Raw genomic sequence first — 23,968 nt, forward strand, 5'->3', positions numbered from 1 at the left:
GGATGTGGGCATGCTGCCGCTGGTGCGGGCGATGCAGCTCGCCGACAGTGGCTTTCCAAGCGGCGTCTTCGCCTTTTCCTGGGGGCTGGAAAGCGCGCTGGCCGATGGCCGGGTCGACCGCCACAGCCTGTCGGGCTGGGTGCTGGCGGAACTGCAGGGGCGCTGGCATGGCTTCGACCGGCTGGCGCTGGCGGGCGGGTTCCGCGCCACCGGGGCCGTGCTTGGCGACTGGTTCGCCAGCATCGACACGCTGATGCCTGTCGAGCGGTTGCGCGGCGCCTCGGTGCAGGCGGGCGAGGCGCTTTTCGCCTCGGCGCGCGCGCTGCGGATCGGGCTCGATCCCGCGGCGATCGCGGCAGAGCGTGCGGGGCTTGGCCATTTCGCCGTGGTGCATGGCCATTTTCTCGCCGTCTCGGGGCTCGATCTCGCCGCGGCACTCGCGGTCTCGGCGCTGGCGATGGCGCGGGGGTGCTTTTCGGCCGCGGTCCGGCTGGGCGCCACCGGGGCGATCGCGATGCAGCGCGAGCTTGCGGCACTCACCCCGGCGATCGCCGCTCTTGCCGCCGACCTGCCCGTGCCCGGCACCTTGCCTGCGGGCTTTTCGCCGCTGTCCGACATCGCGCTGATGCGGCCGCGCGACGGGCGGCTGTTCATCAACTGAGCGGAGGACGGAATGCATCTGACCCCAACCGAAACCGAACGGCTGACGATCTTCACCGCGGCCGAGCTTGCCCGCCGCTATGTCCGGCTGGGCATCCGGCTGTCGCATCCCGAGGCGGTGGCGCTGATCGCCGACGAGCTGCTGACCGTGGCGCGGCAGGGCCTGACCCATGCCGAGATCGTCAGCCATGCCGCCACCGTGCTGACCGGCGATCAGGTCGAGCCGGGCGTGGCGAGCCTGCTCGACACCTTCTCGGTCGAGGTCTCGATGGCCGAGGGCACCAAGCTCGTCACCGTCTTCGACCCGATCCAGCCCGCCCCGGGCGAGATCCGCCCGGGCGAGGTGATCGCCGCCGAGGGCGAGATCGAGCTGAACGCCGGCCGCCCGTCCCGCGTGCTGCGCGTGCTGAACACCGGCGACCGCACCATCCAGGTGCGCAGCCACGCGCATTTCTTCGAGGTCAACCGCGCGCTCTCCTTCGACCGCGCGGCGTCCTTCGGGATGCGGCTCGACCGGCCCTCGGGCGGCGGCGAGCGCTTCGATCCCGGCATCGAGAAGGAGGTGACGCTCGTCCCCTATGGCGGGCTGCAGGTGGTGCACGGCTTTGCCGGGCTAACCGAGGGCCCGGTCGAGGGCGGGCGCGACGCCGCGATGGCGCGGGCACAGGCGAAAGGATATCTCGGATGAGGATTTCGCGCGCGGATTATGCCCGCCTCTATGGCCCGACCACGGGTGACATGGTGCGGCTTGGCGACACCTCGCTTCTGGCCGAGATCGAATGCGACCACACCCAGTATGGCGACGAGCTGACCACCGGCGCCGGCAAGGTGATGCGCGACGGCGAGGGCTTTCGCACCAGCGGCTCCGCGGCCTCGGGCGCGCTCGACATGGTGATCCAGAATGCCGTCATCCTCGATGCCGAGCTTGGCATCGTGAAGGGCGACATCGGCATTCGCGGTGGCCGCATCGTCGGCATCGGCAAGGCCGGCAACCCCGACATCATGGATGGTGTCGACCCCGACCTGATTACCGGGCCGAACACCACCGTGGTGCATGGCGACAAACATTTCGTCACCGCCGGCGCGATCGAGGCGCATGCGCATTTCCTGTCGCCGCAGCAGGCCTGGCACGCGCTCGCCGGTGGCACGACGACGATGATCGGCATGTCGCCCGGGCCGAATTTCGACGTCAGCTGCTCGGGGCCGCACACGCTCGGCCGGCTGATCCAGGCGGCCGACGAATTCCCGCTGAACTTCGGCTTTCTCGGCCGTGGCAACTCGAACCCCGATGCGGTCACCGAAAGCGTCGCGGGCGGGGCGCTTGGCGTGAAGATCCACGAGGATTTCGGCGCCTCGCCGGCGGTGCTTGACGGTTCGCTGCGGGCGGCGGATGCGGCCGATTTCTCGGTCCATCTGCACACCGACACGATCAACGAATTCGGCTTCTATCAGGACACGATGGCGGCGATCGCCGGGCGCACCATCCACATGTATCACACCGAGGGCGCGGGCGGCGGCCATGCCCCCGACATCCTGGCGGTGAACGGGTTCGAGAATGTCCTGCCGTCCTCGACCAACCCGACCAATCCCTTCACCCTGCCCGCGCTCGAGGAAGGCGTGCCGATGACGATGCTCGCCCATATGATGAGCTTCGATCTGCTCGAGGATGTGGCCTTCGCCGAGGCGCGGATCCGGCCGCAGTCGATGGCGGCCGAGGATCTGCTGCACGACATGGGCGCGATCTCGATCTTCGCCACCGACACCCAGGGCATGGGGCGGCTGGCCGAGAACGTCGCGAAATGCTGGCAGCTTGCCTCGGTGATGAAGGACCGCATCGGCCGCCTGCCCGGGGAAAGAACTGCCCGCGCCGACAACGAGCGAATTTTGCGCTATCTGGCGAAATACACGATCAACCCGGCGATCGCGGCGGGGATCGAGCACGAGGTCGGCTCGATCGCGCCGGGCAAGATGGCCGATATCGTGCTCTGGCCCTTCGCCTTCTTCGGCGCGAAACCCGATCTGGTGATCAAGGGCGGCACCATCGTCTGGGCGACGATGGGCGACGGCAACGGCTCCTTCGCCGGGGCGCAGCCGCAGATTCACCGGCCGATGTGGGGTGCGCTTGGCAGCGCCAAGCACCGGCTGGGCGTCACCTTCGTCTCGCGGCTGGCGATCGAGGCGGGCACCCATGCGCGGCTTGGTGTGCTGAAGGACTTCGTGCAGATCCGCTCGGTGCGCGGGCTCGGCAAGCGCGACATGCTGCGCAACGCCGCGCTGCCCGACGTGCAGGTCGATCCGCAGACCTTTGCGGTGACCGCGGACGGCGTGCCGCTGGTGGTGGAACCGGCCCGCGAGGTGCCGCTGGCGCGGCGGTATTTCCTGCGATGACCGCGGCACGGGTGGGGATCGGCGGGCCGGTGGGCTCGGGCAAGACGGCGCTGATCGAGGCGATGCTGGGCGAGCTGGCGCGCCAGGGCATCGACACGGCGGTGATCACCAATGATCTGGTGACCGACGAGGATGCCGAGCGGCTGCGCCGCGGCGGGCAATTGCCGCCCGACCGGGTGCGCGCGGTGCAGGCCGGGGCCTGCCCGCATACGGTGATCCGCGAGGATCCGACGCTGAACATGGCCGCGGCCGACCGGCTCGAGGCCGATTATCCCGGGCTCGACCTGATCTTGCTGGAATCGGGGGGCGACAACCTTGCCTCGACCTTCTCGCCCGATCTGGTCGATTTCTGGATGTTCGTGATCGACGTGGCGGGGGGCGATGACATTCCGCGCAAGAAGGGGCCGGGCATCTTGCAGGCGAACCTTCTGGTCATCAACAAGGTCGATCTGGCGCCGCATGTCGGCGTCGATTTCCCGAAGATGCTGGCCGAGGCGCGGGCAGTGCGCGGTGGTGCTCCGGTGCTGGCGACGGTCTGCCGCCGTGGCGAGGGCGTGGCCGAGGTCGTCGCCCATCTGCGCCACGAGGTGCTGTTCAAGTGAGGGGCGAGGACGCGGCCGGTCGGGCCCAGCTGTCGCTGCGCTTCGGTCTCGCGGCAGACGGCGGCACGGCGCTGCTGGCGCGCCATGTCGAATGGCCGTGGTCGCTGCCGCGCGGCTATCGGCGGGCGGGGGTGAGCGGGCCGCTGACGGTGCTGCCGCAATGCGCGGGGGCGGCGCTGCTTCCCGGCGATCACTGGCGCCACCACGTCACGCTGCAGCCCGGCGCGCGCGTCGATCTGGTCAGCGCGGGGGCGCTTCTGGTCCATGCCGACCGGGGCGCGCCGCGGCCCGCGCGTGCGGACTGGGCCTTCCATGTCGCCGCGGGGGCGGTGCTGCGCCACATGCCCGACCCGACCGTGCTGATGCCCGGCGCGCAGCTCGCGCAGGAGGTCGAGCTTTGCCTCGAGCCCGGTGCGGTCGCGATCCTGTTCGACGGGTTTTGCCGCCAGACCCCCGCCGCGCCCGATGCCGGTGGCGGCTGGCAGGCGGCGCTGCGGGTCACCGACCCGGCGGGGCGGGTGCTGCTGCATGACCGGCAGGCGGTGGACGAGGCCGGGCTGATCGCGCTTGCCGCCCTGCCGGGGCGGGCGGCGGCCTTCGGCTCGGTCAAGCTCTTTGGCCGCGACGATCTGGCCGAGGGGCCGCTCGATCTGCCCGGCGCCTATGCCGCCGCGGCACGGCTGCGCGGCGGGCTGGGCATGGCGATCCGCATCGCGGCGGAAAGCGGCGGCGCGTTTGACCGCGCCTTCCGCCTGCTGCGCGACCGCCTCGCCTAGCTGCGGAACGGCGCAAGGTCGGGGCGGCGGGTGTGCCAGTCGGTCATCCGCTGGAAGGCGGCGCCGGCGCGAAACAGCGTGGCCTCGGCCAGCGCATGCCCGATGAGCTGGAAGCCGATCGGCGCGCCGCGGCGGTCGAAGCCGCCCGGCAGGGTCAGCGCCGGGCGGCCGGTGAAATCGGCGGGCGCGGTGAACTTCAGCAGATCGCCGAGGTTCTCGTCGCTCTCGCCGGCCGAGGGCGCGGCATAGATGTTGTCGAGCTCGGCCACCGGCGCGGTGGTGACCGGCAGCAGCACCATGTCGAGCCCCTGCATCGCCCGCGCCACCGCACCGTTGTAGACGAGCCGCCATTGCATCGCCGCGCCGACCTCGTGCGCCGAAAGCCCGTGGCCGTAATCGAGCAGCGCAGTCAGATGCGGCGCATAGCCCGCGCGCTGTTCCGGGAAGCGGCCGGCATGGGCCAGCGCCACCTCGATCGCGCAGAGCACCGACCACTGGTCGGTGGCGTCGGCGGGCCAGGGGAAGGCGACGGGGACGATCTCGGCGCCAAGCGCCTCGAAGGCGGCGATGGCGTCGGCGATCACCGCCGCCGTCTCGGGCGCCACGTTTTCAAGCACCGCGGCGCGGTCGATGCCGATCCGCAGGCCGCGGACCGGGCCGGTGCAGGCGGCAAGGTAATCGGGCACCGGGTCAAGCAGCGCCGTCGGGTCGGCGGGGTCCGCCCCGGCGATCACCGACAGGATCGCGGCGCAATCGGCCGCGCTGCGCGCCATCGGCCCGACATGGTCGAGACTGTCGGCGAGCGCAAAGACCCCGGCGCGGCTGACCCGGCCCCAGGTGCCCTTCATCCCGGTGATGCCGCAGGCGGCCGAGGGGAAGCGGATCGAGCCGCCGGTGTCCGAGCCGAGCGCGCCGAAGCACAGCCCCGCCGCGACCGCGACCCCCGAGCCCGAGGAGGACGACCCCGCCCAGCAGTTCGGGTTCCACGGGTTCTTCGGCACCGCCATCTCGGGGTGGTGGCCGGAATAGGCGCCCTCGGTCATGCCGAGCTTGCCCAGGATCACCGCCCCGGCCTGCTCGAGCCGCGTGGTGACGGTGGCATTGCGCCCGGTCGCATTGTCGCGCAGCAGGGCAAGCCCCGCCGAGGTCGGCGCGAAATCGGTCTCATACAGGTCCTTGAGCGCGAAGGGCACGCCATGCAGCGGCCCGCGGTCGAGCCCCTTCGCCCGTTCCTCGGTGGCGATCCGCGCCGCCTCGAGCGCATGCGCGCGGGTCAGCGTGAGATAGGCATTCAGCGCCGGATCGACCGCGTCGATGCGGGCGAGCACCGCCTCGGTCACCTCGAGCGGGCTGGCCGCGCCCGAGGCGATCAGCGCCCGCGTCTCGAGCAGCGAAAGATCGGGAATTTCGCGCGTCGACAGGTCGACGGCCATGGAATATGCGGTCATGACAGGCCCAATTGGTTGCTTTTCAATTAGTAGAAAAGTAAACAAACGACATATCAATCAAATAACGGGCCCTGCGCGCTTTCGGGTGAAATTCAGCATTCGGCGGGCCAAAGGCGACCAAAGAATGGGCAAACGCGGCGCGGCACCGGCGACACCCCGCGCGACGTTTGCCGGCGTGCGGGGGCTGCGACACAGTTGCCGCATGAAAATCGGCTTGATCCTCTCGCATGACGGCCTGGCTGGGCTCTGGACACTCGGGTGCCAGGGCGGGGCGATTCTTGCCGCGGCCGAGCTGAACGCCGCGGGCGGCGTGCTCGGCGAGGAGGTCGAGATCGTCCATATCGACTCGGGCGAGACTGCCCAGAGCGCCTTTCGCGCCGCGCAGCGGCTGGCGATCGAGGAGAATGTCGACGCGGTGATCGGCCTGCAGTCGAGCAACCTGCGCCCGGCGGTGCGGCGCGGGCTGGCGGGGCTTGCCCCCTATATCTACACGCCGCATTACGAGGGCGGCTTTTGCGGCCCGGGCACCGCGACGCTGGGCATCACCGATGCCGAGGTGCTGATCCCCAGTCTCGACTGGATGTTCACCCACCGGCGCGCGCGCCGTTTCTTCTTCGTCGGCAACCGCTACATCTGGCCGCGCGTGGCCCATGGCACGACGGAAACCGCGATCCGGATGATCGGCGGCGAGTTCGTCGGCGATGCTTTCCTGTCGCTTGGCCAGCGTGACTATGACGAGACCTTGCTGAAGATCGCGCGGGCGCGCCCCGATGTGGTGGTGGTGGCGATGCTGGGCGAGGATTCGGTCTGCTTCAACCGCGCCTTCGCCGATGCCGGGCTGAGCCGGCGGATCATCCGCCTCAACCTCGCCTTCGAGGAAACGCAGCTTCTGGGCGTGTCCGACGGCTGTTCCGAGAACCTGTTCGCCGCGCAGGCCTATTTCGACTCGAGCCGCGGCCACAACCGCGACGACCTGGCCGCGCGCTATGAAAGCTGCTTCTCGGGCGAGTTGCCGTCGATGACCACGAACACGGTCAACTGCTACGACGCGATCTATCTGGTGGCGGCGCTGGCCGACCGGATCGGCCGGGTCGACGGCCATCTGATGGCGCGCTTCCTGCGCGACCGGCTGCCGCGCGCCGCCGCCTACCGGCTGATCGGGCGCAGCGATGCCGACGCGGGCGTGCGCCTGGCCGAGGCCGAGGGGGTGGAGTTCCAGGTGCGGGAGACCTTCATGGCCTGATCGGCAAAATTGGCATTGCGGGCGGGTCTGCACAGAACCGGCGCAAACCCCATGGATTTATTTTTTTGAAACTGCTACTATCAAAAACGCATTAGATTAATCGGCACAGTAGTCACATGGCGGATCAAAAGCTCACCGAGCAGATCGGATATCTCATCGCCCGGGCCAATCGTCTGATCGAGGACGATCTGGCGCGGCGGCTTCAGCCCGGCGGCATCGCGATCGAGCAGTTTCGCGTGCTCAAGGCGCTCGAGCAGGACGGGCCGACGCCGATGGGGCAGCTGGCCGAGAAGGTGCTGGTCGAGCCCGCCACGCTGACCAAGATCATCGACCGGATGGTGCGTGAAAGCCTGGTCTTCCGCGTGCCCGACGAGAAGGACCGCCGCAAGGTGCGCATCGCGCTGGCCGCGGCGGGGGTGGCCATGTGCCGCAAGCTGCGCGACGTCAGCGGCGATCACGAGAAGCACATCGCCGAGACCTTCCGCGACGATCAGTTGCAGGAGATGCGGCGCATCCTGTCCGAGCTGGGCACCTGACGCTGCCCCCGGTCAGGCGCTTTCGCGCGGCACCAGACAGCCGGTGAAGGCGCGGTCGAAATCGCGCTCCTCGCTGCTTTCCAGCACCTCGACCAGGTATTCCGCCATCTCGGTCAGCGGCTGGCGATAGGTGGTCAGCCGGTAGTTCGGGCTGCGGCATTGCGGCACGTCGTCAAAGCCGGTGACCGCGATGTCCTCGGGGATGCGCAGCCCGAGCCTGTGCCGGATCACGTCGACCGCACCGATGGCAAGCGCGTCGTTCTCGCATACCAGCACATCGGGCATCTCGGCCCGCGGACGGTTGCCCAGCACCGCGGTCACCACCGCCTCGGCGAGGATCGGGTCATAGGCCGGGACCTCGGCGCTTTCGGGCTCGGTGCCGAAATGCGCCTTCCAGCGCGACAGGAAGGTTTCCTTGCGCGACAGATGCGCCGAGACCGTGCGCGGTCCGGCCAGGAAGAACGGCCGGCGATAGCCGCGGGCACGGACGTAATCGGCGATCTCGGTCATCGCCGCCACGTCGTCCACCGCGATCGAGATCGTGTCGGGGTTTTGCGAGGTGCGCGCGAAGATGATCAGCTTGCGGAAGCGGCGGGCATGCTGCGCCGCGGCCAGCGTCTCGTCATCGAACTGGATGCCGATCAGGATCACCGCATCGACGCGGCGCTGGCTGGCGTTCAACAGCGCATGGCCGGTATCGGCGCGGTCGAGGGTGTTGACCAGCAGCGTGTCCCAGCCGTGCTTGCGCAGGATCCGCGTCAGCCGCTCCATCATCACCAGCTTGTGCGGGTTGGCGAAATCGTCGACCAGCAGCGCCACGAGGTTCGAACGATCCGAGGCCAGCGAAGCGGCGCGCAGGTCGGGCACATAGCCCAGCGTCTGCGCCGCCTGCATCACCTTGTCGCGTGTGCGCGGCGAGATCGAGGCATCCTTCTTGAAGGCCCGGTTGACCGTCCAGCGCGAGACGCCGGCCGCCGTCGCCACGTCGTCGGCCGTCACATTGGCGTCGGGGCCCATCTTGCCGCGGTGCTGAGTCATCGGTCCTCCTGCGCTGCTTCTATGCCCTCTTTCCCCGAAGATACATGGAAATTCAGGCGCTGCGGGAAAATATGCACGCGCGTGCAAAAATTGGTTGCACGCGCGTGCAAACGGCGTGATGGTAGCGCCATCACCGGGTCGAGTCGCCCGGGTCTGGGAGGACGTCATGCTGAAAGTCGCGTTGCTCGGCGCTGGCCGGATCGGTCAGGTGCACGCAAAATCCATCCTTGCGAATGCCGAAAGCGCGCTGGTCGCGATTGCCGACGTGAATGCGGCGGCGGCGCAGGCACTCGCCGCCGAGGTGGGGGCCGAGGCGCGCAGCGTCGAGGCGATCCTCGCCGATCCGGCGATCGACGCGGTGCTGATCGCGACCTCGACCGACACCCATTCCGCGCTGATCGAACGGGCGACGGCGGCCGGCAAGGCGGTGCTGTGCGAAAAGCCGGTCGATCTGTCGCTTGACCGTGCGCTGGCCTGTCAGGCGGCGACGGCGGGCAACGGCGTGCCGGTGATGATCGGCTTCAACCGCCGCTTCGACCCGAATTTCGCCGCGCTGAAGGCTGCCTTCGACCGTGGCGAGATCGGCAAGGGCGAGCTGCTGGCGATCACCTCCTTCGACCCGGCGCCGCCGCCGGTCAGCTATGTGCGGGTCTCGGGCGGGCTGTTCCGCGACATGATGATCCACGACTTCGACATGGCCTGCTGGATCATGGGCGGGGCGCCGGCGGTGGTGAGCGCCACCGGCTCGGCGATCGTCGATCCGGAAATCGGCGCGGCGGGCGATGTCGACACCGCGGTGGTGACGCTGACCTGGGCTGACGGCCGCATCGCCGTCATCAAGAACTCGCGCCGGGCGGGCTATGGCTATGATCAGCGGCTCGAACTGCTGGGCTCGGGCGGGCTGTTGTCGGCGCAGAACGTGCTGGAAAATACCGTGCAGAAGATCACCCCGGCGGGCGCCAGCTCGGCCAAGCCCGTCTATTTCTTCCTCGAGCGCTACATGCGCGCCTACGAGGCGGAATGGAGCGCCTTCGTTGCCGCGGTGACGGCCGGCACGGCGATGCCGGTGCCGCTTGCCGAAGGGGTGGCGGCGCTGGCCTGCGCCGAGGCCGCGACGCGCGCCGCGCAAAGCGGCTGCGCCGTGGCGATCACCCCCGACATGCTCGGCGGCTGAGGGAAGTCCGGGCGCCCGGTCGGGCGTTCCGGGATCTGCCCCGGTGCACAAGGCGCCGGGGTGCGGGGCGGCGAGGAGGGCTGCCCCCGGGACCACGAAAACTCTGGGAGGAGACCATGAAGAAACTGCTTGGCGGCCTGATGGCCGCGACGGCGATCACCATCGCCCTGCCGGCCCTTGCCACCGACATCGTCGTCGTGGCGCATGGCCAGGCGAACGACCCGTTCTGGTCGGTGGTGAAGAACGGCGTGGAATATGCCGCGCAGCGCACCGGGGCGCATGTCGAATACCGCTCGCCCGAGACCTTCGACATGGTCGCGATGAGCCAGCTGATCGACGCCGCGGTGAACCAGCATCCCGACGGGCTCGTGGTCTCGATCCCCGATGCCGACGCGCTTGGCCCGTCGATCGAGCGCGCGGTGGCCGCCGGCATCCCGGTGATCTCAATCAACGCGGGCTCGGATGTGTCGAAGAAGCTCGGCGCGCTGCTGCATGTCGGCCAGGACGAGAAGGACGCCGGCAGGACGGCGGGCGAGAAGCTGCGCGAGATGGGCGGCAAGAAGGGCATCTGCATCAACCAGGAGGTCGGCAACGTCTCGCTCGACCAGCGCTGTGCGGGCTTTGCCGAGGGCTTTGGCGGGGAGGCGAAGGTCGTTCCGACCAGTTCCGACCCGACCGAGATCGAGGCGAAGGTGCGGGCCGCGCTCGAGGCCGATCCCGCGATCGACACGGTGATGGCGCTCAATGCCTCGGTCGCGGGCGAGCCCGCGGTGGCGGCGGTCAAGGCGATGGGCAAGACCGGCTCGGTCAATGTCGCCACCTTCGATCTTTCGGCGGGCTTCCTCGAGTCGGTGGCACAGGGCGACGCGGCTTTCGCGATCGACCAGCAGCAGTTCCTGCAGGGCTATCTGCCGGTCGATTTCCTCGCGCTCCATGCCGAATACGGGCTGATGCCGGGCGGCAACGTGCCCTCGGGTCCGAACCTGATCACCAAGGACAAGGCGGCGCAGGTCGTCGAGCTGTCGGCCAAGGGCATCCGCTGAGCCGCATCCGGACGGGCCGGGGCATGCCCCGGCCCGGACCACAGCTTGCAGGGAGAATGAAATGCCTGTGGACACCCCATTGACCGACGAACGGATCCGGACCGAATCCTGGGTCGCGCGGCTGATGAAACGCCCCGAACTCGGCTCGATCGCCGGGCTGATCCTGGTGACGGTCTTCTTCCTCATCACCGCCAACAGCGCGATGTTCACGCTGTCGGGGATCATGAACTTCCTCAGCCCCGCGGCGCAGCTCGGCATTCTGGCGATCGGCGCGGCGATGCTGATGATCGGCGGCGAGTTCGACCTGTCGATCGGCTCGATGGTCGCCTTCGCCGGGATGATCTTCGGTGCGCTGGTGGTCAATCTGGGCCTGCCGCTGATCGTGGCGATCCCGCTGACGCTCGCTGTCGCGGCGCTGGTTGGCGTGGTGAACGGGCAGCTCACCATCCGCACCGGGCTGCCCTCGTTCATTGTCACCCTCGCCTTCCTGTTCATCCTGCGCGGTCTGACCCTTGTCGGGCTGAAGGCGCTGACCGGCGGCTCGACGCAGCTGCGCGGCCTGCGCGAGGCGACAGCCGGCGACATGCTGGCGCCGTTCTTCTCGGGCGAGGCGTTCAAGGGGCTGTTCGCCGCTCTCGCCCGCTCGGGGGTGATCGACACCTTCCCGAACGGCACCCCGAAGGTGCCCGGCATCCCGGTCGAGATCCTGTGGTTCGTGGGCCTTGCGCTCGCCGCCACCTGGGTGCTGCTGCGCACCCCGGCGGGGAACTGGATCTTTGCTTCGGGCGGCGATGCCAATGCCGCGGCGAATGCGGGCGTGCCGGTGCGCAAGGTGAAGACCGCGCTCTTCATGGTCACCGCCGTCTGCGCCGCGCTGCTGGCGATCATGCAGGTGATGGACGCGGGCTCGACCGATGCGCGGCGCGGCTTCCAGAAGGAATTCGAGGGCATCATCGCCGCGGTGATCGGCGGCTGCCTGCTCACCGGTGGCTATGGCTCGGCGATCGGCGCCTTCTTCGGCTCGATCATCTTCGGCATGGTGGTGATCGGCCTGACCTACACGCAGATCGACCAGGACTGGTTCCAGGTCTTCCTGGGCGGGATGCTGCTTCTCGCCGTGGTGTTCAACAACGCGATCCGCAAGCGCGTGACCGGGGAGCGCTGAGATGATGCAGGACAGCAAGTTTCATCATGGGGAGGTCGCCGTGACCGACGCGATCATCCGGCTCGAAGAGATCCGCAAGCACTTCGGCAACGTGATCGCGCTGAACGGCGTCACCTTCGACGTGCGCCCGGGCGAGTGCCACTGCCTGCTCGGCGACAACGGCGCCGGAAAGTCGACCTTCATCAAGACGATGTCGGGCGTGCTGAAACCGACCGAGGGGCGGATCCTGATCGACGGCAAGGAGACCACCTTCAGCGGCCCGCGCGACGCGCAGGACGCCGGCATCGCCACGGTGTTCCAGGATCTGGCGATGATCCCGCTGATGTCGGTGACGCGCAACTTCTTCATGGGGCGCGAGCCGACGAAGGGACGGGGCCTGTTCAAGCGGTTCGACCACCGTCGCGCGAACGAGATCTGCGTCGAGGAGATGCGCAAGATGGGCATCAACCTGCGCGGCCCCGATCAGGCGGTGGGCACGCTTTCGGGCGGCGAGCGGCAGACCGTGGCGATTGCCCGCGCGGTGCATTTCGGTGCGCGCGTGCTGATCCTCGACGAGCCGACCTCGGCGCTGGGCGTGCGGCAGACCTCGAATGTGCTCTCCACCATCGACCGGGTGCGGCGGCAGGGCGTGGGCGTGGTCTTCATCAGCCACAACGTGCGCCATGCGCTGGCGGTGGGCGACCGCTTCACCGTGCTCAACCGCGGCCAGACGCTCGGCACCGCGGTGCGCGGGCAGATCTCGGCGGCCGAGTTGCAGGACCTGATGGCGGGCGGGCAGGAGCTTGCCGAGCTCGAGGGCTCGCTCGGCGGCACCATCTGACGGCGGCGCCCCCGCAATCGGCCCCCCGCGCGGGCGGGCAGCGGGAGCGCATGCCCCAAGACAGCGAAAGACCGGGTCCGGTGACGGGACCGGACATTCCAGCACGAGGATCAGGACGGATGAAGACCCTTGACGTGATCACCATCGGCCGCGCCGGTGTCGATCTTTACGGCGCGCAGATCGGCGGACGGCTCGAGGACATGGGGTCGTTTCGCAAATACGTCGGCGGCTCGCCCACCAACATCGCCTGCGGCACGGCGCGGCTCGGCCTGCGCTCGGGGCTGATCACCCGGGTCGGCGACGAGCACATGGGCCGCTTCATCCGCGAACAGCTGGCGCGCGAGGGCGTCGATCTGCGTGGCGTGACCACCGATCCCGAACGGCTGACCGCGCTGGTGCTTCTGGGCATCCGCGACGAGGACCAGTTTCCGCTGATCTTCTACCGCGAGAATTGCGCCGACATGGCGCTGTGCGAGGCCGACATCGACGAAGGGCTGATCGCCGACACCCGCTCGGTGGTGGCGACCGGCACCCATCTGAGCCACCCGCGCACCGAGGCTGCGGTGCTGAAGGCGCTGCGTCTGGCCCGGGCGCAGGGCGCGAGGACGGCGCTCGACATCGACTATCGCCCGAACCTGTGGGGCCTGTCGGGCCATGGCGACGGCGAGAACCGCTTCATCGAAAGCGCCGCCGTCACCGCGCGGCTGCAGGCGCATCTGGGGCTGTTCGATCTGATCGTCGGCACCGAGGAGGAATTCCACATCGCCGGCGGCAGCACCGACACCATCGCGGCGCTGCGCGCGGTGCGGGCGGTGAGCGGCGCGACGCTGGTGTGCAAGCGTGGCGCGGCGGGCGCCGTGGCCTTTGCGGGGGACATCCCCGACAGCCTCGATGACGGCGTCAGCGGCCCGGGCTTCGCGATCGAGGTGTTCAACGTGCTCGGCGCCGGCGACGGCTTCTTCTCGGGTCTGTTGCGCGGCTGGCTCGAGGGCGAGGACTGGCCGAAGGCGCTTGAATACGCCAATGCCTGCGGCGCGCTTGCGGTCAGCCGGCACGGCTGCACGCCGGCCTATCCCTCGCGCGCCGAACTCGATTTCTTCCTCGCGCGCGGCGTGGTCCGCCCCGATCTGCGCAACGATGCGGATCTTGAGCAGATCCACTGGTCGACGAACCGCGCCCGCCGCGGCCTGCCCGACTGGTCCGATCTCCGCATCTTCGCTTTCGACCACCGGGTCCAGCTTGAGCAGATGGCGGGTTACACCCCGGAAAAGGGCGGCGCCTTCAAGGCGCTGTGCCTTCAGGCCGCGCAGCGGGTGCAGGCGGGCCGGCCGGGCTATGGCATCCTGTGCGACGACCGCATCGGCCGGCGCGCGCTTCATGCCGCCTCGGGCAGCGGGCTCTGGGTCGGGCGGCCCTGCGAATGGCCGGGCTCGCGGCCGCTGACGCTTGAGCCGGCCCTTGGCGCCGATTGCGGCGGGCTCGAGGCCTGGGCGCGCGAGGATGTGGTGAAGGTGCTGTGCTTTTGCCACCCGGGCGACGATCCGGCCACCCGCACGGCGCAGGAGGCGACGGTGCGGCGCCTGTTCGAGGCGGCGCGGCGCAACGACCTCGAATTCCTGCTCGAGATCATCCCCTCGAAGGTCGGCCCGGTCGATGCCGACACCACCCCCACACTGATCCGGCAGTTCTACGCAGCGGGGATCTTTCCCGACTGGTGGAAGCTGGAACCGATGGCGACGCGGGCCGAATGGGCCAGGGCCTGTGTCGCCATCGAGGAAAACGACCCGCACAGCCGCGGCATCGTCGTCCTTGGCCTCGACGCGCCCGAGGCGGAGCTGGCCGCAAGCTTCCGCGCGGCCGCGGCCTTCCCGCTGGTGCGCGGCTTTGCCGTCGGCCGCACGATCTTCGGCGAGGTCGCGCGGGCCTGGATGACCGGCGCGCTTGGCGATGCGGCGGCGATTGACGAGATGGCGCGCCGCTATGCCCGGCTCGCCGGGCTTTGGGACACGGCCCGCGCGGCCGCGAAGGAGGCATGACGATGGAGACGATCCGGCTGACGGCGGCGCAGGCGATGGTGCGCTGGCTTGCCGCGCAGATGACCGAGGAGGGCGAGCGCTTCGTCGAGGGGATCTGGGCGATCTTCGGCCATGGCAATGTGGCGGGGCTGGGCGCGGCATTGCACGAGGCGCGCGACACCTTCCCGACCTGGCGCGGCCAGAACGAGCAGACGATGGCCCATGCCGCGATCGCCTTCGCCAAGGGCCATGCCCGGCGGCGGGCGATGGCGGTGACCTCGTCGATCGGGCCGGGGGCGACGAACATGGTGACGGCGGCGGCGCTCGCGCATGTGAACCGGCTGCCGCTGTTGCTGATCCCGGGCGATGTCTTCGCCGGGCGCCGGCCCGATCCGGTGCTGCAGCAGATCGAGGATTTCGGCGATGGCACGGTCTCGGCCAATGACTGCTTCCGCCCGGTGGTGCGCTATTTCGACCGCATCACCCGGCCCGAACAGCTGCTGAGTGCCCTGCCGCGGGCGCTTGCGGTGATGACCGATCCGGCCGACTGCGGCCCGGTGTGCCTGTCCTTCTGTCAGGATGTGCAGGCCGAGGGCTTCGACTGGCCGTGCGACTTCTTCGCGCCGCGGGTCTGGCGCATCCGCCGGCCCGAGCCCGACATGGCCGAGCTGGCCGAGGTGGCGGCGCTGATCCGCGCGGCGCAGGCGCCGGTGATCGTGGCAGGCGGCGGGGTGATCTATTCCGGCGCCGAGGCGGCGCTGGCCGAGTTCGCCGCCCGCCACGCGATCCCGGTGATCGAGACCCAGGCGGGCAAGTCGGCGCTGGCGCAGGCACATCCGATGAACCTTGGCGCGGCTGGGGTCGATGGCTCGGCCGCGGCGAATGCGGCGGCGGCGGCGGCCGATCTGGTGCTGGGCATCGGCACCCGGTTTCAGGATTTCACCACCGGCTCGTGGTCGCTTTTCGCCAATCCCGCCCGCCGGCTGGTGTCAGTGAACGTGCAGGCGCAGGACGCGCTCAAGCATGGCGCGGTGCCGCTGGTCGCCGATGCGCGGGTGGCGCTCGAGCGGCTGTCGGCGCAGATGGGCGGCTATCGTGGCACGGTCGATGCGGCGGCGCGCGCCGCCTGGCTTGCCGCGGTCGATGCCCATTGCGCCGCCCCTGACCCGGACGGCCCGCTGCCGAGCGACGCGCAGGTGATCGGCGCGGTGCAGCGCGCGACCGGCCCCGAGGCGATCGCGATGGGGGCCGCGGGCACCATGCCCGGCGCGCTCAAGCTGCTGTGGCAGGCGTCGCAGGGCGGCTATCACATGGAATACGGCTTCAGCTGCATGGGCTACGAGATCGCCGGCGCGATCGGGCTGAAACTGGCGCACCCCGAACGCGAGGTGATCTGCTTCACCGGCGACGGCAGCTACATGATGGCGAATTCGGAGCTGGCGACGGCGGTGATGCGGCGCGTGCCCTTCACCGTGGTGCTGACCGACAACCGCGGTTACGGCTGCATCAACCGGCTGCAGCAGGCCTGCGGCGGGGCCGCGTTCAACAACCTCTACACGGAGTGCGCGGTCGAGGCACAGCCCGAGATCGACTATGTCGCCCATGCCGCCTCGCTTGGCGCCCATGCCGTCCGCGCCGTGACCATCGCCGACCTCGAGGCCGAGGTGACTGCGGCGCGCGGGCGCGACATCCCCACCGTGATCGTGATCGAGACCCGCGCCACCGAGGGGCCGGGCTTCGGTGCCGCCGGGCACTGGTGGGACGTGGCCGTGCCCGAGGTCAGCCACCGCCCCGAGATCGCCGCCGCCTATGACCGTTACCTTGCGCAGGCCGCCCGGGTGCGGCGTGCGAACTGACACCCGCCGACAGGAGAATCAGATGATCCGCTATGGCACCAACCCCATCGCCTGGGCGAATGACGACGACCGCTCGATCGGCGCCGAGATCCCGACCGCGCAGATCCTGCACGAGGCGGGCGAGGTGATCGGCTTCGACGGCATCGAGAACGGCCATCGCTGGCCCGAGGAGCCGCAGGCGCTGCGTGCGCTGCTGGGCTCCTATGGCCTTGCCTTCATCTCGGGCTGGTATTCGACCGAGCTTCTGACCCGCTCCGTCGAGGCCGAGATCGAAGCGGTGCAGGGCCATCTTGCGAAGCTGAAGGCGAACGGCTGTGCCGTCTGCATCGTCTGCGAGACCTCGAACGCGGTGCATTCGGACCCGAGCCACCCGGTGAACGACCGCCCGCGGCTGAGCGCCGACGGGATGCGCGACTTCGGCGCGAAGATCGAGGCCTTCGCAGCCTATCTGGCCGGCGAGGGGATCACCCTCGTCTATCACCACCATATGGGCACCGTGGTCGAAAGCCCCGAGGAGATCGACGCCTTCATGGCGGCGACGGGCCCGGCGACGCATCTGCTCTTCGATGCGGGGCACTGCGCCTTTGGCGGCGGCGTGCCGGCCGAGGTGCTGGCCCGCCACGTCGGCCGGGTGCGCCATTTCCACGCCAAGAACATCCGCCGCGCGGTCTGCGACCGGGTCCGGGCCGAGGATCTGTCCTTCATCGAGGGGGTGCTGGCCGGCGCCTTCACCGTGCCCGGTGACCCCGAGGGCGCGATCGACTTCGTGCCGCTGCTGCGGCTGCTGGCGCAGGCGGGCTATGACGGCTGGCTGGTGATCGAGGCCGAGCAGGACCCGAAGGTCCGGTCGCCGCTCGTCTACCAGTCGATGGGCCTGAAGGCGCTGAAGGCTGCGGCGCGCGAGGCGGGGCTTGATGCCGCCTGAGGCGGTGTCGGTGAAAAGGAGAGGATGATGGCGGATCTGCTGCGCAAACCCTTCGGCACCCATGGCAAGGTGCACGAGATCACTCCGGCCTCGGCCGGCTGGCGCTATGTCGGCTTTTCGCTCTACCGGCTGCGCCCGGGCGAGAGCGCGGCCGAGGCGACCGGCGCGACCGAGGTGATCCTCGTTCTGGTCGAGGGGCGGGCGCGCATCCATGCCGCCGGGCAGGACTGGGGCGTTCTGGGCGAGCGGATGAACGTGTTCGAGCGCACGCCGCCGCATTGCCTTTACGTCCCGAACGGGCAGGACTGGAGCCTTGTCGCCGAGACCGAGTGCACCGTTGCGGTCTGTGCCGCGCCGGGCCGCGGCAACCATCCGGCGCGCCGGATCGGGCCCGGGGGCATCGCGCTCACCGAACGCGGGCGGGGCACCAACACCCGCTATGTGCACAACATCGCGATGGAGGCCGAAGACATCTGCGACAGCCTGCTGGTGACCGAGGTCTTCACCCCCGCCGGCCACTGGTCGTCCTATCCGAGCCACCGCCACGACGAGGACGACTTCCCCCGCATCACCTATCTCGAAGAGACCTATTATCACCGGATCAACCCGGCGCAGGGCTTCGGCATCCAGCGGGTCTATACCGAGGACGGCACGCTCGACGAGACGATGGCGGTGCAGGACGGCGATGTCGTTCTGGTGCCGCGCGGCCACCATCCCTGCGGCGCGCCCTATGGCTTCGAGATGTATTACCTCAATGTCATGGCCGGGCCGCGCCGCAACTGGCGCTTTCAGCCCGACCCGGCAGTGACCTGGATCCTTGACCGCGACGGCTGAGCGCGGGCTACCGGAGTGACGCGAATGACCCGACCCTTTCCGCTTGCCGTCTGCGCCGAGATGCTCTGGCCCGAGCGCCCGATCGCGTGGCGCGTCGCCCGCCTGACCGAGCGCGGCCTTGGCGTCGGGCTGTGGAACTGGCCCGACCATGACATCGCCGAACTGGAACGGTTGGGCGCGAGCTACACGATCATGAACGGCTATCTCGAGGGCCGGCTCGCCGATGCCGAGGGGGCCGAGCGGCTGCTGGCCTCGGCGCGCGAGACGGTGCAGGTGGGCAAGCGGCTTGGCGTGGCGCGGCTGAACCTGCACGGCACCGGCCTTGGCCCGGGCGGCATCCCGCTGCGGCAAAGCGAGGTCGTCACCGGCGCGATGTGGCTGCGCGCGCGCGACACGCTGATGCGGATCTGCGATCTGGCCGAGGCCGAGGGCGTGGTCTTCACCCTCGAGAACCTCAACCCGCTCGACCACCCCGGCTGCCCCTTCGGTCGCACCGCGGATGTGCTGGCGCTGGTGTCCTCGGTCGACCGGCCGCAGCTGCGCATCAACCTCGACCTCTATCACACCCAGCTGGGCGAGGGCGATCTGCTGCGCTGGTGCGAGAAATGCCTGCCCTGGATCGGCGAGGTGCAGGTCGCCGACAACCCCGGCCGCTGCGAACCCGGCACCGGCGAGATCAACTATCCCGGCGTGGCGCGGGGCCTTTGGGCGATGGGCTATCGCGGCCCGGTGGGGATGGAGGCCTTCGCCGCGGGCGACAGCGACGCCGCGGTCGATGCCTTCGTCGCGGCCTTCACCCTGTGAGCGGCGCGGCCTCCCCCTCGGGCGGGCCCAGCACCAGCGTCAGATGCGTCTCGAGCAGCTCGGGCAGGTCGAGCGGCGGGCGTTCGGTCATCAGCCGGTTCCACATCGTCGCCGCCAGCATCGGCGCCAGCAGCAGCTGCGGATAGCGGGTGAGCGGTTCGAGCCGCGCCACCCCTGAGCTGCTGGCATAGTCGCGCACCAGCCCGAACAGCGGCTCGAGGATCGTCTCGAGATAGATCCGCGCCAGGCCCGGGAACTGCGCGCTTTCGCTCAGCACGATCAGCGCCAGCTTGTCGCGCCCCGAGGCCTGCATGTCGGCGATCGCCGCACGCAGCCGCAGGCGGAAGGCGGTCTGCGGCGGGATGCCCGGATCGGCGGCCTCGGGCGGCGCGAAGATCAGCGGCAGCGCGCCCCGCAGCACCGCATCGAAGAGCGCCTCCTTGCTGTCGAAATACAGGTAGAGCGTGCCCTTCGCCACGCCCGCCCGCGCCGCCACCCGCGCCAGCCGCGCCTCGGCAAAGCCATGGGCGATGAACTCGGCCTGCGCCGCCGCGATGATCGCGGCGCGCTTGGCTTCCTTCTTGCGGTCGCGCAGCCCCGCTTCGGGCGGCACGTCCGCGGGGGCGGGTGCGGCATCCTGCATGGCGCCAGCATGGCACGGGACAAAATGACCCGCCAGTCATTTTTCAGTTGTCAGCGGCGCGGCGCCTACCTAGGCTGGCGCGGCATGACAGGGAGCGGCGCGATGCGACGGGGCGCGATCATCGGAGGTCTGGCGGTGGTGGCACTGGCGGCGGGCCTTGTGCTGTGGCAGGCGCGGTCGGCGGCGCCCGGGGCGCTTGTCCTGGGCGGCAATGTCGACATCCGCGAGCTGGACCTTGCCTTCCGCACCGGCGGCCGGATCGCGTCGCTTGCCGTCGAGGAGGGCGATCGCCTTGCGCCCGGAGACGAGATCGCCCGGCTCGACGCGGCGCCGCAGCGTGCCGCGCGCGCGCAGGCGCAGGGCACGCTCGATGCCGCGACGGCGGCCGAGACGCTGCTGAAGGAGGGCGCGCGCAGCGAGGAAATCGCCCGGCTTGCGGCCGAGGTCGCAGGCACCGAGGCGACGCTGCGCAATGCCGAGGCGAGCTATGCGCGGCAAAAGGCGCTCAAGACCACCTCGGTCTCGCTGCAGCAGGCGCTCGATTCCACCGAGGCAGCGCTTGGTCAGGCGCAGGCGGCGCACGAGGCCGCGGTGCAGGCGCATCTGGCGGCGGTGAACGGGCCCCGCCCGGCCGAGATCGCGCAGGCCGCGGCACAGCGCCAGGCCGCCGCAGCCGCGCGCGACGCGGCGCAGATCCAGCTTGACGATACCGTGCTGCGCACACCCGCGGCGGGCACAGTGCTGACCCGCGCGGTCGAGCCGGGGGCGATGGTCGCGGCCGGCACCACGGTGGTGACGCTGTCGCTCGATACCCCCGTCCGCGTGCGCGCCTATGTCGAGGAGCCCGACCTTGGCCGCGTTCCGCCCGGAACCAGGGTGCTGGTCTTCACCGACGCCCGCCCGGGGGCACCCTATCACGGCACCGTGGGCTTCGTGTCCTCGCGCGCCGAGTTCACCCCGAAGCAGGTCGAGACGCAAAGCCTGCGCAGCGCCCTCGTCTACCGGCTGCGGATCACCGTCGGGGATGGCGACGCCGCGCTGCGTCAGGGCATGCCGGTGACCGTGCGCCTTGCCGCCGAGGCGGGGTGAGCGCGATGGCGGCGGGTCTGGCGGTTTCGATCCGCGGCCTGACCCACCGCTATGCCGGGCAGGGCACCGGGGAACATGCGCTCGACGACGTTTCGCTGACCGTGGCGCGCGGCGTCATCACCGGGCTTGCGGGCCCCGATGGCGCGGGCAAGACCACGCTGATGCGGCTGATGGCGGGGCTGTTGAAACCCGTCTCGGGCGAGATCGAGGTGCTGGGCCTCGACCCGCTGCGCGCCGGCGCCGAGCTGCATCTGCGGGTCGGCTACATGCCGCAGAAATTCGGCCTCTACGAGGATCTGACGGTGATGGAGAACCTGGTTCTCTATGCCGATCTGCGCGGCGTCACCGGCGCGGCCCGGCAGGCACAATTCGGCCGGCTGCTCGATTTCACCGATCTGCACCGCTTTACCGGGCGGCTGGCCGGCAAGCTGTCGGGGGGGATGAAGCAGAAGCTCGGTCTTGCCTGCACGCTGGTCGGGCAGCCGGAACTGCTGCTGCTGGACGAGCCCGGGGTGGGCGTCGATCCGATCTCGCGGCGCGAGCTGTGGCGGATGGTGCAGGCGCTCGCCGCCGAGGGCATGGCGGTGGTCTGGGCCACGGCCTACCTCGAGGAGGCCGAGCGTTGCGATGCGCTGTGCCTGATGAACGCCGGGCGGGTGATCTTTGCGGGTCCGCCGGGCGAGCAGATCGCGCGGATGCGCGGCCGCGCGGTGCTGGCTTGCGACATCCGCGGCAACCGACGCCATTTCCTGCGCCGCGCGCTCGGCCTTCCGGGTGTGATCGACGGGGTGATCCAGGGCGATGCCGTGCGGCTTGTGCTGGCCGAGGGGCAGGCGCCGCCCGTGGCCGAGCTGGGCGCGGACGCGCCGCGCATCGTGCCGGTCGAGCCGCGGCTCGAGGACGCCTTCATCGACCTTGTGGGCGGCGGGCCCGACGGCCGCTCGCCCCTCGCCTCCACGCTCGCCGAGGTGACGCTGCCGGCGCATGTCGACCCCGAGGCGGTGATCCGCGCCGATGACCTGACCCGCCGCTTCGGCGATTTCGTCGCCACCGATCACGTCAGCTTCTCGGTCCGGCGCGGCGAGATCTTCGGCCTGCTCGGCCCGAACGGCGCGGGCAAGTCGACCACCTTCCGGATGATGTGCGGCCTGCTCGCGCCCACATCCGGCGAGGCGCAGGTGATGGGCATCGACCTGAAGCACTCGGCCCCCGAGGCGCGGCAGAATCTGGGCTACATGGCGCAGAAATTCTCGCTCTACGGCAACCTCGGGGTCGAGCGGAACCTGCGCTTCTTCGCCGGCATCTACGGGCTCAGCGGCCGCACCCGCGACCGCAAGGTGGCGCAGATGCTGGAAAGCTTCGAGCTTGACCAGTATCGCCGCACACAGGCGGGCGAGCTGCCGCTTGGCTTCAAGCAACGCCTGTCGCTCGCTTGCGCGCTGATGCACGAGCCGCCGCTGCTGTTCCTCGACGAGCCGACCTCGGGTGTCGATCCGGTGACCCGGCGCGAGTTCTGGTCGCATATCAACGCGCTTGTCGACCGTGGCGTGACGGTGATGGTGACCACCCATTTCATGGACGAGGCGGAATACTGCGACCGCATCGGGCTGGTCTATCGCGGCCGGCTGATTGCCGTCGGCCCGCCTGACGATCTGAAACGGCAGGTGGCCGATGCCGCGCTGCCCGACCCGACCTTCGAGGATGCCTTCATCCGGCTGATCGAGCGCGACGATGCCACCCGCGCTGCGGCAGGGGGCGCGCCATGAGCCGCGCGCCGCACGAGGGGTTTTCGCTGCGCCGGTTGCGCGCGCTCTGCATCAAGGAGACGAAGCAGATCCTGCGCGATCCGAGCAGTCTGCTGATTGCCGTGGTGCTGCCGGTCGTGCTGCTGTTCATCTTCGGCTTCGGCATCTCGCTTGATACCAACCGGCTGTCGCTCGGCATCGTGCTCGAGGATCAGGGCGCCGAGGCGCAGCGCTTTGCCGCCGTGGCCGCCGGCTCGCCCTATATCCGCCCGCGCTTTGCCCGGACCCGGGCCGAGCTGGCCACGCCGATGGCCGAGGGCGCGCTGCGCGGCCTCATCGTGATCCCGCAGGATTTCGGCGCGCGGCTGGCCGCTGGCGACGGCAGCGCGCGGATTCAGGTGCTGACCGACGGCTCGGAGCCGAACACCGCGAATTTCGTCGCCAGCTATGCCCAGGGCCTGTTCGAAACCTGGCTGCATGCCCGCGCCGATGCCCGCGGCCTCAGCGCCGACCCGCCGGTGTCGCTGGAACCGCGCTACTGGTTCAACCCCTCGACCGAAAGCCGCAACTTCCTGATCCCGGGCTCGATCGCGGTGGTGATGACGATCATCGGCGCGCTGCTGACCTCGCTCGTCGTCGCGCGGGAATGGGAGCGCGGCACGATGGAGGCGCTGCTCGCCACCCCGGTGCGACGGGCCGAGCTGCTGCTGTCGAAGGCGCTGCCCTATTACGGGCTCGGGCTGATCGCGATGGCGGTCTGCGTGGTCATCGCGGTGACGCTGATGCAGGTGCCGCTGCGCGGCTCGATCGCCATGCTGTTCATCGCCACCAGCCTGTTCCTGGGCAGCGCGCTTGGCCTCGGGCTGCTGCTGTCGACGTTGACCCGCAACCAGTTCAATGCGGCGCTCGCGGCGCTCAACGCAGCCTTCCTGCCGGCGGTGATGCTGTCCGGGCTGATCTTCGAGATCTCCTCGATGCCGGCCGTCGTGCAGGCGGTGACGCTGATCGTGCCGGCGCGCTATTTCGTGACGGTGATGCAGACCCTGTTCCAGGCCGGCGACATCGCCGCCATCTTGCTGCCGAACCTGCTGTTCCTGCTGGTCTCGGCGCTGTTCTGGCTGGGCCTGACGGCGCGGCGCACCCGCATGCGACTGGACGGCTGAC

The 23,968-nt window shown here is 69.8% G+C and carries 22 protein-coding genes; 19 read left to right on the forward strand and 3 right to left on the reverse strand.

Annotated features, from left to right (window positions below; genetic code table 11):
• Window positions 1-10 precede the first annotated feature (10 nt).
• The 5 genes from EOW66_RS12865 to EOW66_RS12885 are packed head-to-tail and all read left to right on the forward strand — an operon-like array spanning window position 11 to window position 4,426.
• A complete protein-coding gene (locus EOW66_RS12865; RefSeq protein WP_239017585.1) occupies window positions 11-661 on the forward strand; it encodes an urease accessory protein UreF in 651 nt (216 codons plus the stop codon).
• A gap of 12 nt (window positions 662-673) precedes the next feature.
• On the forward strand, window positions 674-1,348 hold the full coding sequence (ureB, locus tag EOW66_RS12870) for an urease subunit beta (protein WP_128156740.1): 675 nt from the start codon (window positions 674-676) through the stop codon (window positions 1,346-1,348).
• Complete coding sequence (ureC, locus tag EOW66_RS12875) at window positions 1,345-3,048, forward strand: urease subunit alpha (protein ID WP_128156741.1); 1,704 nt, start codon at window positions 1,345-1,347, stop codon at window positions 3,046-3,048. Before ureB ends, ureC begins: the two co-directional genes overlap by 4 nt.
• A complete protein-coding gene (gene ureG, locus EOW66_RS12880; protein WP_128156742.1) occupies window positions 3,045-3,650 on the forward strand; it encodes an urease accessory protein UreG in 606 nt (201 codons plus the stop codon). Before ureC ends, ureG begins: the two co-directional genes overlap by 4 nt.
• Window positions 3,647-4,426: an urease accessory protein UreD gene (locus EOW66_RS12885; RefSeq protein WP_128156743.1), complete on the forward strand. Its 780-nt coding sequence runs from the start codon at window positions 3,647-3,649 to the stop codon at window positions 4,424-4,426. The genes ureG and EOW66_RS12885 overlap by 4 nt, the downstream gene beginning before the upstream one ends.
• Here the strand turns inward: EOW66_RS12885 and EOW66_RS12890 are convergent.
• Complete coding sequence (locus EOW66_RS12890; protein WP_128156744.1) at window positions 4,423-5,874, reverse strand: amidase; 1,452 nt, start codon at window positions 5,872-5,874, stop codon at window positions 4,423-4,425. The genes EOW66_RS12885 and EOW66_RS12890 overlap by 4 nt on opposite strands.
• A 202-nt stretch (window positions 5,875-6,076) precedes the next feature.
• Between EOW66_RS12890 and EOW66_RS12895 the strand changes: the two genes are divergently transcribed.
• Together EOW66_RS12895 and EOW66_RS12900 are read left to right on the forward strand one after the other, a co-directional pair.
• The gene (locus tag EOW66_RS12895; RefSeq protein WP_239017586.1) at window positions 6,077-7,117 is read left to right on the forward strand and encodes a substrate-binding domain-containing protein; all 1,041 of its coding nucleotides are present in this window, start codon (window positions 6,077-6,079) and stop codon (window positions 7,115-7,117) included.
• A gap of 116 nt (window positions 7,118-7,233) precedes the next feature.
• Complete coding sequence (locus tag EOW66_RS12900; protein ID WP_113901961.1) at window positions 7,234-7,653, forward strand: MarR family winged helix-turn-helix transcriptional regulator; 420 nt, start codon at window positions 7,234-7,236, stop codon at window positions 7,651-7,653.
• Window positions 7,654-7,665: 12 nt separating this feature from the next.
• Here the strand turns inward: EOW66_RS12900 and EOW66_RS12905 are convergent, their stop codons facing one another.
• Window positions 7,666-8,691 (reverse strand): LacI family DNA-binding transcriptional regulator, encoded by a 1,026-nt coding sequence (locus EOW66_RS12905; RefSeq protein WP_206363706.1) that lies wholly within the window; start codon window positions 8,689-8,691, stop codon window positions 7,666-7,668.
• A gap of 166 nt (window positions 8,692-8,857) precedes the next feature.
• Here EOW66_RS12905 and iolG point away from each other — a divergent pair, with 166 nt between their 5' ends.
• From iolG to EOW66_RS12950, 9 genes are all read left to right on the forward strand, one after another.
• Complete coding sequence (iolG, locus tag EOW66_RS12910; RefSeq protein WP_128156745.1) at window positions 8,858-9,865, forward strand: inositol 2-dehydrogenase; 1,008 nt, start codon at window positions 8,858-8,860, stop codon at window positions 9,863-9,865.
• Window positions 9,866-9,981: 116 nt separating this feature from the next.
• Window positions 9,982-10,908: a sugar ABC transporter substrate-binding protein gene (locus tag EOW66_RS12915; protein ID WP_128156746.1), complete on the forward strand. Its 927-nt coding sequence runs from the start codon at window positions 9,982-9,984 to the stop codon at window positions 10,906-10,908.
• Window positions 10,909-10,969: 61 nt separating this feature from the next.
• On the forward strand, window positions 10,970-12,073 hold the full coding sequence (locus EOW66_RS12920; protein WP_128156747.1) for an ABC transporter permease: 1,104 nt from the start codon (window positions 10,970-10,972) through the stop codon (window positions 12,071-12,073).
• A gap of 1 nt (window position 12,074) precedes the next feature.
• The gene (locus EOW66_RS12925) at window positions 12,075-12,893 is read left to right on the forward strand and encodes an ATP-binding cassette domain-containing protein (RefSeq protein ID WP_206363707.1); all 819 of its coding nucleotides are present in this window, start codon (window positions 12,075-12,077) and stop codon (window positions 12,891-12,893) included.
• Between the two features lie 119 nt (window positions 12,894-13,012).
• On the forward strand, window positions 13,013-14,929 hold the full coding sequence (locus EOW66_RS12930; protein WP_128156749.1) for a bifunctional 5-dehydro-2-deoxygluconokinase/5-dehydro-2-deoxyphosphogluconate aldolase: 1,917 nt from the start codon (window positions 13,013-13,015) through the stop codon (window positions 14,927-14,929).
• Window positions 14,930-14,931: 2 nt separating this feature from the next.
• Complete coding sequence (gene iolD / locus EOW66_RS12935; protein WP_128156861.1) at window positions 14,932-16,764, forward strand: 3D-(3,5/4)-trihydroxycyclohexane-1,2-dione acylhydrolase (decyclizing); 1,833 nt, start codon at window positions 14,932-14,934, stop codon at window positions 16,762-16,764.
• A gap of 22 nt (window positions 16,765-16,786) precedes the next feature.
• Entirely contained in the window at window positions 16,787-17,689 is a 903-nt protein-coding gene (gene iolE / locus EOW66_RS12940) for a myo-inosose-2 dehydratase (RefSeq protein WP_128156750.1), read from the forward strand.
• A gap of 27 nt (window positions 17,690-17,716) precedes the next feature.
• The gene (iolB, locus tag EOW66_RS12945; protein ID WP_128156751.1) at window positions 17,717-18,523 is read left to right on the forward strand and encodes a 5-deoxy-glucuronate isomerase; all 807 of its coding nucleotides are present in this window, start codon (window positions 17,717-17,719) and stop codon (window positions 18,521-18,523) included.
• Window positions 18,524-18,547: 24 nt separating this feature from the next.
• A complete protein-coding gene (locus EOW66_RS12950) occupies window positions 18,548-19,327 on the forward strand; it encodes a TIM barrel protein (protein ID WP_128156752.1) in 780 nt (259 codons plus the stop codon).
• Here EOW66_RS12950 and EOW66_RS12955 read toward each other — a convergent pair.
• Window positions 19,317-19,970: a TetR/AcrR family transcriptional regulator gene (locus tag EOW66_RS12955; RefSeq protein ID WP_128156753.1), complete on the reverse strand. Its 654-nt coding sequence runs from the start codon at window positions 19,968-19,970 to the stop codon at window positions 19,317-19,319. The two genes, EOW66_RS12950 and EOW66_RS12955, sit on opposite strands and share 11 nt — an antisense overlap.
• Window positions 19,971-20,072: 102 nt before the next feature.
• Between EOW66_RS12955 and EOW66_RS12960 the strand changes: the two genes are divergently transcribed.
• Genes EOW66_RS12960 through EOW66_RS12970 form a run of 3 tightly spaced genes read left to right on the forward strand, consistent with a single transcriptional unit; the run spans window position 20,073 to window position 23,967 of the window.
• Window positions 20,073-21,059: an HlyD family efflux transporter periplasmic adaptor subunit gene (locus EOW66_RS12960; protein WP_128156754.1), complete on the forward strand. Its 987-nt coding sequence runs from the start codon at window positions 20,073-20,075 to the stop codon at window positions 21,057-21,059.
• A gap of 5 nt (window positions 21,060-21,064) precedes the next feature.
• Entirely contained in the window at window positions 21,065-22,825 is a 1,761-nt protein-coding gene (locus EOW66_RS12965) for an ATP-binding cassette domain-containing protein (RefSeq protein WP_128156862.1), read from the forward strand.
• Window positions 22,822-23,967 carry an ABC transporter permease gene (locus EOW66_RS12970; protein ID WP_128156755.1) on the forward strand — a complete coding sequence of 382 codons (1,146 nt, stop codon included), beginning with the start codon at window positions 22,822-22,824 and terminating at the stop codon, window positions 23,965-23,967. Before EOW66_RS12965 ends, EOW66_RS12970 begins: the two co-directional genes overlap by 4 nt.
• The last annotated feature ends 1 nt before the right edge of the window (window position 23,968 follow it).

Source organism: Paenirhodobacter huangdaonensis (assembly GCF_004022465.1).
Taxonomy (GTDB): domain Bacteria; phylum Pseudomonadota; class Alphaproteobacteria; order Rhodobacterales; family Rhodobacteraceae; genus Rhodobacter; species Rhodobacter huangdaonensis.

What these genes read in the sequence shown, in the direction of transcription:
- ureB (WP_128156740.1), top strand. Translation starts at nt 674, where the DNA reads ATGCATCTGACCCCAACCGAAACCGAACGGCTGACGATCTTCACCGCG.
- EOW66_RS12950 (WP_128156752.1), top strand. Translation starts at nt 18,548, where the DNA reads ATGACCCGACCCTTTCCGCTTGCCGTCTGCGCCGAGATGCTCTGGCCC.
- iolE (WP_128156750.1), top strand. Translation starts at nt 16,787, where the DNA reads ATGATCCGCTATGGCACCAACCCCATCGCCTGGGCGAATGACGACGAC.
- EOW66_RS12915 (WP_128156746.1), top strand. Translation starts at nt 9,982, where the DNA reads ATGAAGAAACTGCTTGGCGGCCTGATGGCCGCGACGGCGATCACCATC.
- EOW66_RS12900 (WP_113901961.1), top strand. Translation starts at nt 7,234, where the DNA reads ATGGCGGATCAAAAGCTCACCGAGCAGATCGGATATCTCATCGCCCGG.
- ureC (WP_128156741.1), top strand. Translation starts at nt 1,345, where the DNA reads ATGAGGATTTCGCGCGCGGATTATGCCCGCCTCTATGGCCCGACCACG.
- iolB (WP_128156751.1), top strand. Translation starts at nt 17,717, where the DNA reads ATGGCGGATCTGCTGCGCAAACCCTTCGGCACCCATGGCAAGGTGCAC.
- EOW66_RS12955 (WP_128156753.1), bottom strand. Translation starts at nt 19,970, where the DNA reads ATGCAGGATGCCGCACCCGCCCCCGCGGACGTGCCGCCCGAAGCGGGG.
- EOW66_RS12930 (WP_128156749.1), top strand. Translation starts at nt 13,013, where the DNA reads ATGAAGACCCTTGACGTGATCACCATCGGCCGCGCCGGTGTCGATCTT.
- EOW66_RS12895 (WP_239017586.1), top strand. Translation starts at nt 6,077, where the DNA reads ATGAAAATCGGCTTGATCCTCTCGCATGACGGCCTGGCTGGGCTCTGG.
- iolG (WP_128156745.1), top strand. Translation starts at nt 8,858, where the DNA reads ATGCTGAAAGTCGCGTTGCTCGGCGCTGGCCGGATCGGTCAGGTGCAC.
- EOW66_RS12920 (WP_128156747.1), top strand. Translation starts at nt 10,970, where the DNA reads ATGCCTGTGGACACCCCATTGACCGACGAACGGATCCGGACCGAATCC.
- EOW66_RS12925 (WP_206363707.1), top strand. Translation starts at nt 12,075, where the DNA reads ATGATGCAGGACAGCAAGTTTCATCATGGGGAGGTCGCCGTGACCGAC.
- EOW66_RS12965 (WP_128156862.1), top strand. Translation starts at nt 21,065, where the DNA reads ATGGCGGCGGGTCTGGCGGTTTCGATCCGCGGCCTGACCCACCGCTAT.
- EOW66_RS12865 (WP_239017585.1), top strand. Translation starts at nt 11, where the DNA reads ATGCTGCCGCTGGTGCGGGCGATGCAGCTCGCCGACAGTGGCTTTCCA.
- ureG (WP_128156742.1), top strand. Translation starts at nt 3,045, where the DNA reads ATGACCGCGGCACGGGTGGGGATCGGCGGGCCGGTGGGCTCGGGCAAG.
- EOW66_RS12890 (WP_128156744.1), bottom strand. Translation starts at nt 5,874, where the DNA reads ATGACCGCATATTCCATGGCCGTCGACCTGTCGACGCGCGAAATTCCC.
- iolD (WP_128156861.1), top strand. Translation starts at nt 14,932, where the DNA reads ATGGAGACGATCCGGCTGACGGCGGCGCAGGCGATGGTGCGCTGGCTT.
- EOW66_RS12905 (WP_206363706.1), bottom strand. Translation starts at nt 8,691, where the DNA reads ATGACTCAGCACCGCGGCAAGATGGGCCCCGACGCCAATGTGACGGCC.
- EOW66_RS12970 (WP_128156755.1), top strand. Translation starts at nt 22,822, where the DNA reads ATGAGCCGCGCGCCGCACGAGGGGTTTTCGCTGCGCCGGTTGCGCGCG.
- EOW66_RS12960 (WP_128156754.1), top strand. Translation starts at nt 20,073, where the DNA reads ATGCGACGGGGCGCGATCATCGGAGGTCTGGCGGTGGTGGCACTGGCG.